Below are 11,332 nucleotides of genomic sequence, written 5' to 3'. Positions count from 1 at the left end.
TGCATGAGGGAGGCAGAACATATTGCGATACCAGCCGGGTATGGATCGATGATTACAGGAAGAACCTGGTCATGGGGTTGGCTCCGGGTGGTGTGGTGAAAACCTGGCTGATGGGTGTTTGCATTGATCCGATTGAAGTCAGCCGCGTGCAGGGCCGGATAGTTGAGAAGGGGCCTTATGACGGCCTGTCAGAAGGTCACTATTACCGCCCGCCAAATAAAGAGTCTCAGGCATACATCGACAAATTCGGCATCCCCTATGGCTCGTGGTGAGGGGGTAGCGGTGTGAAATCGGTAGAGCGCCAGTGGGTATGTTATTCAGAAGTCTCTAGGTGTTGGCTTGGTGTGCAGCGTCTCTATGGAGGTGCTTGCGCTTTACAGTGAGCCCCATGGCCTGGGAGAGACGACTGCCATGGTGACGGCTTCATCTCCGCCAGGCGTCAGCAGCGGCCACAGCTCTGTGCTCAAACCCGAAGCTCAGGCCTCTAGCGAGGAGGGTACTGCTGGAGGATCTTTTGCACGGTCTGACGCAGCGCCAGTTCCCGCGCCGCCGGGGTGGTCCCGTCGTTCACGACCTGTTCAGTGCTGCCACGCCAGACCAGCTTGCCGTCCTTGCCGTCAAGCATGTCGATTTGCAGGGTAGACACCTTGTAATCGACGTTGCGTGTTTCGGTGCCGATCGGTCCCCCCCAGTAGCCGCCCCAAGGATTGCCCCAGTAACCGCCACCGTAGTTGGTGGTCACCATTTGCTGACGGTTTTCCACGATCAGCCAGGCTTGCACCTGCACATCGGCTTTGACCCCAGCGGGCGCAAGGCGCAACCCTCGCTGGTCAAGCTGTTCGCTCACCGACTGCCGAATACGCTGTTCGGTCAGGTCGCTCTTGATACGCGGATCGTTGGGTTGGTATTGCAGGGCGGGCTCTTTCCAGGCCCAGGTCCTGTACCCGCCGAAATCGCGCTGTGCGTCGAAATCGCGATTGACGCGATCGGTTTGGCAGGCGGCGAGCAGCAGGGCAACACACACGACAGCAATGCGGCGAAACATGATGGTTCTCCAGAAGTGCGCGGTTCGACTATGCAGGGGGGTAGCTGGCCAACGCGCGCTGCACGGCCTGACGCAGCGCCTTGGCTCGCTCGGACTGATCGCCGCCACTGCCGGTTTCGGCACTGGCGCTCCAGACGGGCTGGCCGCTGCGGGCGTCGAATAGGCTGATGTTCACTACCACCACCTGCTCTTGGTAAGTCCGTACCACCGGTACGCTGGCGTAACCGCCATAGCCGTTCCGGTAGCCGTTGTAATAGCCCACACCCGCACCGCCGTAGTACGGATCGTAATAGTCGTCGCGCACCTGACGCAGCCGGGTTTCGATCCGCGTGTCAGCCGTCACCCGCAAATCCGCTGCCTGTGGGTTCTGGGACGGACGCAGGCCGCGCTGATCCAGGCCATTGCTCACCGCTTCGGCCACTTGAGCGGAATCTGCCCATTGCGTGCCGGGCGGTAGATGGCCATTGAGCCAGGTCCAATTGCGGTAACGCCCATAGTCCCTGGGAGGTGCCGGGTAGGCACTCATGTCGATGGCATTGGCTGCTTGTGGTGGAGCTGGCGGGATCGCGGCCGAAACGGCCGTGTAAGGGTTTGGGCTCTGACAGGCAGCCAGCGTCAGGGTCGAGAACAACGTGAGCAAAGCGAGGCGGCGTTTCATGATGGTCTCCGCGTATAGCCTCAGACAGGTCGGCACATCCAGTGCAGATAACGTCCCAGTCCTGCGAAACTCGGGTGGCGCCGATGGGCCAGTTCCATTTCCAGCAAATCCGCAAGCTCGGCCCTGGCTTGAAACTCGATGGGCATGTAGTCGTGAAATACCCGGACACCACTCTGGGTTTCGACTCGCCACAGACCTTCAAGTTGCGCCGCTAATTCGCGCGGATCAAGGGGTTCTTGCGGGGTCAGGCTCTGTTTTTCACCGGCCAGCGTATTGCGGCGCATTTTGCGGAAGTGCCCTTTGAGCAGGTTGCGATAGATCAACGCGTCGCGGTTGTAAAACGCCAGAGACAGCCAGCCATTGTCGGCGGTCAGTTGCCGCAGCACAGGGAGAATGGTGAAGGGGGCGGCGAGCCACTCCAACACCGCGTGGCAGATCACCAAGTCATACGGCTCGCTCAGCGATGTCGGCAGATCCTGCCAAGGCGCCTGAATGAAGGTGCCCCTTTGCCCGGCCTCTGCAAAACGCTGGCGGGCGCCTTCGAGCATCGGCTCGGCAGGTTCAGTCAAGGTGACGTCGTGGCCTTGCTGGGCCAACCACAGCGACATATGCCCCAACCCCGCGCCGACATCCAGCACGCGCAAGGGACGCGCCGGCAGGCTCTCCTTCAGGTCAGCCTGCAACACCGCCAGACGAATCGCGCCTTTCGCGCCGCCGTAGATCTTTTCGGCAAAGCGTGTGGCCAGTTGATCGAAGTGGCGGTCACTCATTTCAGGAACCGTCGCTCGCTGTCGGCCAGCTTGGCACGCACCACCTCGTTCATGTCCAGGCCCAACTCGCTGCACATCAGCAGCAGGTACAGCACGATGTCACCGACTTCTTGCCCGGCATGCGCCAATTCCTCCGCGGACAGTTGGCGGGACTGCTCTTCGGTTTTCCACTGGAAGATTTCCACCAGTTCGGCCATCTCGACGCTGGCGGCCATCGTCAGATTCTTGGGGCTGTGAAACTGCCGCCAGTCGTTGGTATCGCGGATGTGATGCAGGCGCTGGATGAGGTCGTCGAGGTTCATGGGGCCGGGTCTCCTGAAGGTGCGTAGCTTCAAGGGGATGGCGAGGGGAATCAAGTGAAGTCAGCAGATTTCGCTCGTTCGATCCAGAGATTATGGCGTTACTCCGAGGCTGGCTGCCAACTTCCTACCATGTGCACGATTCCTTCCCTGCCTTCCAGCTTGAGTTGGCCATGGGAGCCTGCCGCACTCGCTGCCAACGTGACTTCACTGGGCAACCGTACCGGTTTTTGGAACTCCACCGAGATATCCACATTCGAGGCGGGCAAATGGTCGTCGAGCGCTGCGAGCGCACGACTTTTGATCCAGAGGCCGTGGGCGATGGCGGTAGGAAAACCGAACAGCTTGGCGCTGCTGGCACTCAAATGAATCGGATTGTAATCACCACTGACCCTGGCGTACTGCCGACCGATGTCGGAGGGCGCATACCACGTGGCCAATTCGGCCATGGGCAGGGGCGCAGGTTCATAGGCGCCCTCGGTTTTGCCCTCGATCTCCACGCCCCGGCACAGCATGGTGCTGTGCTCTTCCCAAAGCAGGCCCAGGGCGTCCTCGATCTGGGTGATCAGGCTGAACGTGGCGCCTTTCGGATGGGGTTTGAGCTCAGCCACGCGCACGCTGACCTGAGCCTTGATGACACTGCCGAGTGGCCTGCGAATGCTGATCCGGTTTTGCAGGTGCACCAGGCCCAGGAGCGGGAACGGAAAATCCTGGTCCGTCAGCAGCTTCATCTGCAACGGGAACGCCAGCACATGAGGGTAGGTCGGCGGTAACAGACTGCCGGGAACGAAGCCACAAACGTCAGCGAACGCTCTGACCTTTTCCGGGTCCACCGACACCCAGCAGCGCAGGCCTTGGTCAGGCAAGTGGGTGCCGCTGACCTTCCGTCGCAAGGCCGCTTGCAGAAACAGGCCGGGCAGAGAGGGGGGGCTGTCCAGATACCGCCAGTGTGCGCTCATCGCGAATCTCCGTTCTCGTTCATACCCAGGTGCAGTTCACACCGTGACCACCCCGTCGGCCGGTCACAGCCAATGGCGCAGGGCCTCAGGCGCCGATGATGCTTTGCCCACAGACCCGCAACACTTGGCCACTCACTGCACCGCTGCCCGGCTGGCTCAACCAGGCCACGGCCTCGGCAACATCCTGCGGCAGCCCGCCCTGGCCGAGCGAGCTCATGCGGCGGCCGGCCTCGCGCAGCGCGAACGGCATATGCGCGGTCATGCTGGTCTCGATAAAACCGGGCGCAACGGCGTTGATGCTGATGCCGCGAGCCTTGAGAGCGGGCGCCATGGCCCGGGCGAGACCGATCAGACCGGCCTTGCTAGTGGTGTAGTTGGTCTGCCCTCGATTGCCTGCCAGGCCGCTGATCGAGGCCATCAGGACCACACTACCGTTATCGTGCACGAGGCCCGCGTCGATCAAAGCCTGTGTCAGAACCTGAGGCGCCTCGAGGTTGACGTTCAGCACCGAGTCCCAAAGATCGGCGGTCATGTTGGCGAGGGTCTTGTCTCGTGTGATGCCAGCGTTGTGCACGACGATGTCCACCCCGCCGGAAATCTGCCCGATCAGTTGCGTGGCAGCGTCCGGAGCACAAATGTCCAGCACGATGGCCTGCCCACCGAGGCGCGCCGCCAACGCTTCCAGGTCGGACTTGGCTTGAGGGACGTCGAGCAGCGCGACCTCGGCGCCATCCCTGGCCAGCGTTTCGGCAATGGCCGCGCCGATGCCGCGTGCAGCCCCGGTCACCAGTGCCTTGCGTCCGGCCAATGGGCGACTCCAGTCCTGAACCGTGGCAGCGCATGGGCTCAGGCGAATCACCTGTCCGGATATGAACGCGCTTTTGGGTGACAGGAAGAAGCGTAAGGCGCCCTCCAACTGGTCTTCGGCACCTTCGTCGACCTGCAGCAATTGCACTGTCCCACCGTTGCGCATTTCTTTGGCCAGCGAGCGGCTGAAGCCCTCGATAGCCTGCTGCGCGCTCGCCGCCACAGGATCGGCCAGTGTGTCCGGAGCCCGGGAAAGAATCACGATGTGAGCGCTGTGTTCCAGTTGTCGCAGCACCGGCTGGAAGAACTCGCGCAATTGGCTCAATTGAGCGGTGCGCAACAGCATGCTCGCATCGAACACCACGGCCTTGATCTTGGCGCCATGCTCCGCGGTCCAGGGGTGGGCCCCGGTGATGCCGTCGCCAAGGGTAAACATCAGATCGGTCATACGCGGCGCGAACCCACTGACTCGCTCGGCCAGTGGCCCTGCGCTCAACAGAAGCGCCCCTTCCACCGGCCGCAGACGCCCGGCTTGCCAACGCTCCAGACGTACCGGAGCCGGCAGCCCCACGGCGCCAACCAAGCGGCGGCCGATGTCTGAATTGGCGAAGTCAATGTAGCGATCAGATGCCATGGAACGCGCTCCTCGGGTCGGGGTTCAAACCAGTTGACCACATGCTGCTGAAGAAAGTCCTACGCTGCATACATTGTAGGAGCGCGCTTGCCCGCGACCGAGCAGTGTCAAAGACATCTACCGCGACTGACACTCCGCCATCGCGGGCAAGCGCGCTCCTACGAGAGCATCGGCAGACATCGAAGAACATCGGCAGACATCAATAAGGGGAGATTTGGATGACTCAGACACGTCGCGTGGCCATCATCGGCGGCAACCGCATTCCGTTTGCCCGCTCCAACGGCGCTTATGCCACTGCCAGCAATCAGGACATGCTGACCGCTGCGCTCGAAGGCCTGATCGAGCGCTTCAACCTGCATGGCCAGCGGATGGGGGAGGTGGTGGCGGGCGCTGTGCTCAAGCACTCCCGAGACTTCAATCTGACCCGTGAATGCGTGCTCGGCTCGCGGCTCTCTGCGCAAACGCCCGCTTATGACGTTCAGCAGGCTTGCGGAACCGGGCTGGAAGCCGCGCTGCTGGTGGCCAACAAAATCGCGTTGGGCCAGATCGAATGCGGCATCGCAGGTGGCGTCGACACGACCTCCGACGCGCCCATCGGCGTCAACGAAGACTTGCGGCAGATTCTGTTACAAATCAATCGCGCAAAAAGCACGGCCGACAAGCTCAAAGCGCTGACTCAACTGCGCCCCCACAACCTCAAGCCCGAATTGCCACGCAATGGCGAACCGCGCACTGGCCTTTCGATGGGTCAGCATTGCGAACTGATGGCCCAAACCTGGCAGATCCCACGCGACGCACAGGACCAACTGGCCCTGGAAAGCCATCAGAAACTGGCGGCGTCTTACGTCGAGGGCTGGCACAGCGATCTGCTGACGCCATTCCGGGGCCTGACTCGCGACAACAACCTGCGCGTCGATGCCAGTCTGGAAAAGCTCGCCGCCCTCAAACCTGCGTACGAACGCAGCGCCAAGGGCACGCTGACCGCCGGCAACTCGACGCCGCTCACCGACGGCGCCTCATTGGTGCTGTTGGCCAGCGAAGACTGGGCGCAAGCGCGCGGCTTGCCAGTGCTGGCCTACTGGCGCGATGGCGAGGCCGCTGCCGTGGATTTCGTCCGCGGCGAAGAAGGTTTGCTCATGGCGCCGGTTTACGCCGTGCCGCGCTTGCTGGCGCGAAATGGCCTGACGTTGCAGGATTTTGATTACTACGAAATTCACGAGGCCTTTGCTGCGCAAGTGCTGTGCACGTTGAAGGCGTGGGAAGACCCTGAGTATTGCAAATCCCGTTTGGGCCTCGATGCGCCCCTAGGGGCGATCGATCGCAGCAAACTCAACGTCAACGGCAGCTCTCTCGCGGCCGGCCATCCGTTCGCAGCTACAGGCGGGCGCATCGTGGCCAACCTCGCCAAATTGCTCAGCGTGGCAGGGCAGGGCCGCGGATTGATTTCGATTTGCGCGGCAGGTGGGCAAGGAGTGACTGCGATCCTCGAGCGCTGACACTGGGCTAAGGCCCCACGCTCAACCCCTCCGGGCAGCAGCGGTTGGATGTCAGATCGCATACACTGCGGTTTCCCGACAAAAGACATGCCTATGCCCAGCAGAGGACATACCCCACCTCGCAGTCCCGAAACCGAGCGGTTCATTCCGGCGCTGGATGACCTGCCACGCCCGCTTTACGCCCGCGCGGAGAGCCTGAACGCAGGCTCCTGGACGCCACCCCATCGCCACGACTGGGTGCAGTTTTCCTACGCAATAAGCGGTGTGCTCGGCGTGCACACCGAACAGGGCAGTTTCTTTGCCCCACCGCAGTGGGGCGTCTGGATTCCGGCAGGGCTCGATCATGAAGTCGTCACCTCGACCCGCGCCGAGATGCGCAGCCTCTACGTTCGAACCCTGGACTCGCTATGGGCGCCGGAACGCTGTCGTGTGCTGGAAGTCACGCCTTTGGCGCGGGAATTGATAAAAGCCTTTTGCTTGCTGCCCGTCGATTATCCCGAGGGGGACAGCCCGCCCGCGCGTCTCGTTCAAGTTCTCCTCGATCAACTGTCCAATCTGCCGGAAGTCGCGTTCTCCTTGCCCTTGCCACGTCACGCCCGGTTGTTGGCGTTGTGTCAGGAACTCGTCGAGGAGCCAGGGCAAGAGGTCACGCTCACAGCGTGGGCGCAGCGCCTGAGCATGTCGGAAAAAACCTTGATGCGCCTGTTTCAGCGGGAAACCGGGTTAAGTTTCAGAGGCTGGCGACAGAGAGCCCGATTGCTCGCCTCACTCAATGCGTTGGAAGAGGGCGACAGCGTGACCATGACTGCGCTGAACTGCGGGTATGACTCGACGTCTGCTTTCATTGCCGCGTTCAAAACCCTTTTCGGCTTCACACCTGGCGAGTTGTTCCGGCCTTGAGTGGGGCGGGCACATCTACTTTCACACTGGCAATCGCGTTGCGCGTATGGTGGTTTATGCTGCGCTCCGGCATGAAAGGTGCTTGCCTCGATTCAGGGAACGTATGGTTTGGAATTGAATCCATGACTGCATTCCACACGCCCCTACTCGCTGGCGGAGGATTGCCGTATAACGAGCAACGACGCGTGTTTGGCAACGAAGGACCCAGAATAAAAGCTGATGAAGACTCCCAAACGCATTGAACCCCTGATCGAAGACGGTCTGGTAGACGAAGTGCTGCGCCCGCTGATGAGTGGCAAAGAGGCAGCTGTTTATGTGGTGCGCTGCGGCAAAGAGCTGCGCTGCGCGAAGGTTTACAAGGAGGCGAACAAACGCAGTTTCCGGCAGGCTTCGGAATATCAGGAGGGCCGCAAGGTTCGTGGCAGCCGCGAGGCGCGCGCCATGGCCAAAGGCTCGAAATTCGGCCGCAAGGAAAGTGAGGACGCGTGGCAGAACGCCGAAGTCTCGGCGCTGTTCCGCCTGGCCAGCGCGGGTGTCAGGGTGCCTAAACCCTACGACTTTCTCGATGGCGTGCTGCTGATGGAAATGGTCTCGGACGGCTATGGCGATGCGGCGCCCCGGCTGAACGACGTCACCCTAGAACCGGATCAGGCCCGGGAATACCACGCGTTCCTGATTCAGCAGATCGTGCTCATGCTGTGTGCCGGACTGGTGCACGGTGACCTTTCGGAGTTCAACGTGCTGTTGTCGCCTGACGGCCCGGTCATCATCGACCTGCCACAAGCTGTCGACGCAGCAGGGAACAACCATGCCTTCAGCATGCTGGAGCGGGATGTTGGGAACATGGCGGCCTACTTCGGGCACTTCGCCCCTGAACTGAAGAAAACCCGATTCGCTAAAGAGATGTGGTCTCACTATCAGGCGGGCACTCTGTCTCCCGCCACGGTGCTGACCGGCCATTTCGACGAGCCGACCAGCACTGCCGACGTGAAGGGTGTGCTGCGCGAAATCGAAGCGGCCCAGCGAGACGAAGCTCGGCGCCAGGCAGCAAGACAGGCTGATGACGCCCCACCGAGCAAGGGCGAAGAGCCTCCGCCGCCGTGGATGCAGTGACGAATTGACAGGAAGCCCGGTTTAGGCCGGGTTTTTTGGGGGTGGCACACAACACCCACCCGACTCCAGATCCTTGAGAATCGGGCAATCCGGACGATGATCCCCCTGGCAATGCTCCACCAGATCCTGCAACGTATCGCGCAGCCCCGTCAGTTCAGCGATCTTCTGATTGAGCTCATCGATATGTTGCCGGGCCAGTTCTTTGACATCGGCACTGGCTCGATCGCGGTCTTGCCAGAGGGTTAGCAGTTTGCCGACCTCTTCAAGTGAGAATCCCAGATCCCTGGACCGCTTGATGAACGCTAATGTGTGCAGGTCATCCCGACTGTAAAGCCGATAGCCGCTGTCAGTGCGATGGGCAGGGTGGAGCAGACCGATGGACTCGTAATAACGAATCATTTTGGCGCTCAGGCCGCTGGATTTGGCCGCTTGTCCGATATTCATGAAGGATCTCCAGCGTCGTCGGGTTTCCAGGTTTTCAACAGCAAGGCATTGCTCACCACGCTGACGCTGGACAGCGCCATGGCCGCGCCCGCGAGCACCGGATTGAGCAAGCCGAACGCTGCCAGCGGAATGCCGATCAGGTTGTAGATGAAGGCCCAGAACAGATTCTGGCGGATTTTGCCATAGGTCTTGCGGCTGATCTCCAGCGCAGCAGGGATCAAGCGGGGATCGCCGCGCATGAGCGTGATCCCCGAAGCGTGCATGGCGACGTCGGTACCACCGCCCATGGCGATGCCGATGTCGGCAGCGGCGAGGGCCGGGGCGTCGTTGATGCCGTCGCCGACCATCGCGACCACATTGGCTGTTTTCAGGGCAATCACCGTCGCCGCTTTGTCAGCGGGTAGGACTTCGGCGTGTACGTCGTCGATGCCCAGCGCGTCGGCGACGGCCTTGGCGCTGCCTCGGTTATCACCTGTCAGCAGGTGGCTGCTGATGTGGCGCGCGGCCAGTTGGTCGATGGCCTGGGCGGCGCCGGGTTTGAGGGTGTCACCAAAAGCGAACAGGCCTAGCACGCGACGCTCCGGACTCAGTTCGATGAGCCACGACAGGGTTCGGCCTTCAGCTTCCCACCGTTTGGCGGATTCGTTCAGTGCACCGCCGGAAAGGCCGTTTTCTTCCATCAAGCGGCGATTGCCCAGAGCCAGTGCGCGCTCCTTTATTGATCCGGCGATGCCGCGTCCGGCCAACGAGTGACTGTCGCTGACGTTTTCCAGCATCAGGCCTCGCTCGGCACAGACGTCGAGCACTGCTTTGGCGAGTGGATGCTCGCTGCCTTGTTGCAGCGTGCCGGCCAGATTGAGCAGGGTATCGTCATCACCCTCCAGGCCGCTCAAATGGGCGATGCGGGGGGTGCCCGACGTCAGCGTGCCGGTCTTGTCGAACACCACGGCGGTGACCTCATGGGCGCGCTCCAGCGCTTCGGCGTCCTTTATCAGAATGCCGTGACGCGCTGCCACACCGGTCCCGGCCATGATTGCGGTGGGGGTTGCCAGGCCAAGGGCGCAGGGGCAGGCGATCACCAGAACGGCAACCGCGTTGATCAATGCCTGTTCGACCGATGCCCCGGCCAGCCACCAGCCAATCAGCGTGGTCAGTGCCAGCAGCAGGACGACCGGGACGAACACCTGGCTCACTTTGTCGACCAGCTTCTGGATCGGCGCCTTGGCCGATTGCGCGTCTTCGACCAGCCGGATGATGCGTGCCAATACCGTTTCAGACCCCAGTGCCAGCGTGCGCACCAGCAACCGCCCCTCGCCGTTGATCGCGCCTCCTGTGACCTTGTCACCAGGCTGCTTGGCGACAGGCAGGCTCTCGCCACTGATCAGCGCCTCGTCGGCATGGCTTCGCCCTTCGATGACGTCGCCGTCTACAGGGAAGCGCTCGCCGGGTTTAACCAGCACTACATCGCCGATTTTGAGCGCGCTGATGGCAACGTCCTTTTCCTGCCCATCCAGGACCTGAATCGCCCGTTCCGGTCTCAGCGCTTCCAGCGCACGGATCGCGCTGGCGGTCTGCCGTTTGGCGCTGCTTTCCAGGTATTTGCCCAGCAGCACCAGCGCAATCACCACCGCGGACGCTTCAAAATACAAGTGCGGCATGCTGCCGGAAGGCGCGACGAGCCACTGATAAACGCTCAGGCCGTAACCCGCGCTGGTGCCCAATGCGACCAGCAGGTCCATGTTTCCGGCCTTGGCTCTCACGGCCTTGAATGCGGCGACGTAGAAACGCGCCCCCAGGAAGAACTGCACCGGCGTCGCCAGAAGAAACTGTGCCCACGCGGGCAGCATCCAGTGCACGCCCAGCGGTTGCAGCAACATGGGTACGACGAGCGGCAGGGCGAGGACGAGCGCGAGGATCAGGTGCCAGCGCTCGCTGTCGTGACGTTTGAGTTGCTCAGCCTGCTGCGCTTCGCTGTCCTGTTCAAGGCTGGCTCCATAGCCCGCCTTCTCGACTGCGGCGACCAGTGTGGCGGGGTCGATCCTTTCGCTAATCTCGACGTGAGCACGCTCGTTGGCGAGGTTGACGGTGGCGTTTTTAACGCCAGGCACCTTGCGCAATGCACGCTCGACACGGCCCGCGCAACTGGCGCAGGTCATGCCGGTGATCGGCAGGTCGAAGGTATCGGGGCTGGACATTCCGGGCACTCC

The 11,332-nt window shown here is 61.8% G+C and carries 12 protein-coding genes; 4 read left to right on the top strand and 8 right to left on the bottom strand.

The features are described from left to right. The coding region (locus tag DBP26_RS15835) for a DUF2931 family protein (protein ID WP_146752953.1) at positions 1-272 on the top strand (272 nt) is incomplete at its 5' end. A 212-nt stretch (positions 273-484) separates the two neighbouring features. Here DBP26_RS15835 and DBP26_RS15830 read toward each other — a convergent pair. The 6 genes from DBP26_RS15830 to DBP26_RS15805 form a co-directional block, all read right to left on the bottom strand. Next, complete coding sequence (locus tag DBP26_RS15830; protein WP_108237835.1) at positions 485-1,045, bottom strand: DUF4136 domain-containing protein; 561 nt, start codon at positions 1,043-1,045, stop codon at positions 485-487. Between the two features lie 28 nt (positions 1,046-1,073). Then, positions 1,074-1,703: a DUF4136 domain-containing protein gene (locus DBP26_RS15825; protein WP_108237836.1), complete on the bottom strand. Its 630-nt coding sequence runs from the start codon at positions 1,701-1,703 to the stop codon at positions 1,074-1,076. 20 nt (positions 1,704-1,723) lie between these two features. Further along, a complete protein-coding gene (locus DBP26_RS15820) occupies positions 1,724-2,473 on the bottom strand; it encodes a methyltransferase (protein WP_108237837.1) in 750 nt (249 codons plus the stop codon). Further along, the gene (locus tag DBP26_RS15815) at positions 2,470-2,775 is read right to left on the bottom strand and encodes a nucleotide pyrophosphohydrolase (protein WP_108237838.1); all 306 of its coding nucleotides are present in this window, start codon (positions 2,773-2,775) and stop codon (positions 2,470-2,472) included. Before DBP26_RS15815 ends, DBP26_RS15820 begins: the two co-directional genes overlap by 4 nt. A 98-nt stretch (positions 2,776-2,873) precedes the next feature. Further along, positions 2,874-3,731 carry a MaoC/PaaZ C-terminal domain-containing protein gene (locus DBP26_RS15810; protein WP_108237839.1) on the bottom strand — a complete coding sequence of 286 codons (858 nt, stop codon included), beginning with the start codon at positions 3,729-3,731 and terminating at the stop codon, positions 2,874-2,876. Between the two features lie 85 nt (positions 3,732-3,816). Beyond that, the gene (locus tag DBP26_RS15805) at positions 3,817-5,172 is read right to left on the bottom strand and encodes a 3-oxoacyl-ACP reductase (protein WP_108237840.1); all 1,356 of its coding nucleotides are present in this window, start codon (positions 5,170-5,172) and stop codon (positions 3,817-3,819) included. Between the two features lie 218 nt (positions 5,173-5,390). Between DBP26_RS15805 and DBP26_RS15800 the strand changes: the two genes are divergently transcribed. The 3 genes from DBP26_RS15800 (at position 5,391) to DBP26_RS15790 (ending at position 8,681) form a co-directional block, all read left to right on the top strand. Continuing rightward, positions 5,391-6,668 carry an acetyl-CoA C-acetyltransferase gene (locus DBP26_RS15800; RefSeq protein WP_108237841.1) on the top strand — a complete coding sequence of 426 codons (1,278 nt, stop codon included), beginning with the start codon at positions 5,391-5,393 and terminating at the stop codon, positions 6,666-6,668. 93 nt (positions 6,669-6,761) lie between these two features. Next, positions 6,762-7,568 carry a helix-turn-helix transcriptional regulator gene (locus DBP26_RS15795; protein WP_108237842.1) on the top strand — a complete coding sequence of 269 codons (807 nt, stop codon included), beginning with the start codon at positions 6,762-6,764 and terminating at the stop codon, positions 7,566-7,568. Between the two features lie 219 nt (positions 7,569-7,787). Beyond that, positions 7,788-8,681, top strand: a complete 894-nt coding sequence (locus DBP26_RS15790; protein ID WP_108237843.1) for a PA4780 family RIO1-like protein kinase — start codon at positions 7,788-7,790, stop codon at positions 8,679-8,681. A 21-nt stretch (positions 8,682-8,702) separates the two neighbouring features. Here the strand turns inward: DBP26_RS15790 and cueR are convergent, their stop codons facing one another. Both cueR and DBP26_RS15780 read right to left on the bottom strand, forming a co-directional pair. Further along, positions 8,703-9,125 (bottom strand): Cu(I)-responsive transcriptional regulator, encoded by a 423-nt coding sequence (gene cueR, locus DBP26_RS15785; RefSeq protein ID WP_108237844.1) that lies wholly within the window; start codon positions 9,123-9,125, stop codon positions 8,703-8,705. Continuing rightward, positions 9,122-11,320, bottom strand: a complete 2,199-nt coding sequence (locus DBP26_RS15780; RefSeq protein ID WP_177411063.1) for a heavy metal translocating P-type ATPase — start codon at positions 11,318-11,320, stop codon at positions 9,122-9,124. The genes cueR and DBP26_RS15780 overlap by 4 nt, the downstream gene beginning before the upstream one ends. Positions 11,321-11,332: the final 12 nt, after the last annotated feature.

Origin of the sequence: Pseudomonas sp. RIT409 (assembly GCF_003052515.2) — a bacterium.
GTDB lineage: Bacteria > Pseudomonadota > Gammaproteobacteria > Pseudomonadales > Pseudomonadaceae > Aquipseudomonas.
Note: the sequence above shows the minus strand (reverse complement) of the source record. Positions and strands in the feature narration are given on the sequence as shown.

Coding starts and splice junctions, on each gene's coding strand:
- DBP26_RS15800 (WP_108237841.1), top strand. CDS start 5,391: ATGACTCAGACACGTCGCGTGGCCATCATCGGCGGCAACCGCATTCCG.
- DBP26_RS15780 (WP_177411063.1), bottom strand. CDS start 11,320: ATGTCCAGCCCCGATACCTTCGACCTGCCGATCACCGGCATGACCTGC.
- DBP26_RS15825 (WP_108237836.1), bottom strand. CDS start 1,703: ATGAAACGCCGCCTCGCTTTGCTCACGTTGTTCTCGACCCTGACGCTG.
- DBP26_RS15805 (WP_108237840.1), bottom strand. CDS start 5,172: ATGGCATCTGATCGCTACATTGACTTCGCCAATTCAGACATCGGCCGC.
- cueR (WP_108237844.1), bottom strand. CDS start 9,125: ATGAATATCGGACAAGCGGCCAAATCCAGCGGCCTGAGCGCCAAAATG.
- DBP26_RS15815 (WP_108237838.1), bottom strand. CDS start 2,775: ATGAACCTCGACGACCTCATCCAGCGCCTGCATCACATCCGCGATACC.
- DBP26_RS15795 (WP_108237842.1), top strand. CDS start 6,762: ATGCCCAGCAGAGGACATACCCCACCTCGCAGTCCCGAAACCGAGCGG.
- DBP26_RS15790 (WP_108237843.1), top strand. CDS start 7,788: ATGAAGACTCCCAAACGCATTGAACCCCTGATCGAAGACGGTCTGGTA.
- DBP26_RS15830 (WP_108237835.1), bottom strand. CDS start 1,045: ATGTTTCGCCGCATTGCTGTCGTGTGTGTTGCCCTGCTGCTCGCCGCC.
- DBP26_RS15820 (WP_108237837.1), bottom strand. CDS start 2,473: ATGAGTGACCGCCACTTCGATCAACTGGCCACACGCTTTGCCGAAAAG.
- DBP26_RS15810 (WP_108237839.1), bottom strand. CDS start 3,731: ATGAGCGCACACTGGCGGTATCTGGACAGCCCCCCCTCTCTGCCCGGC.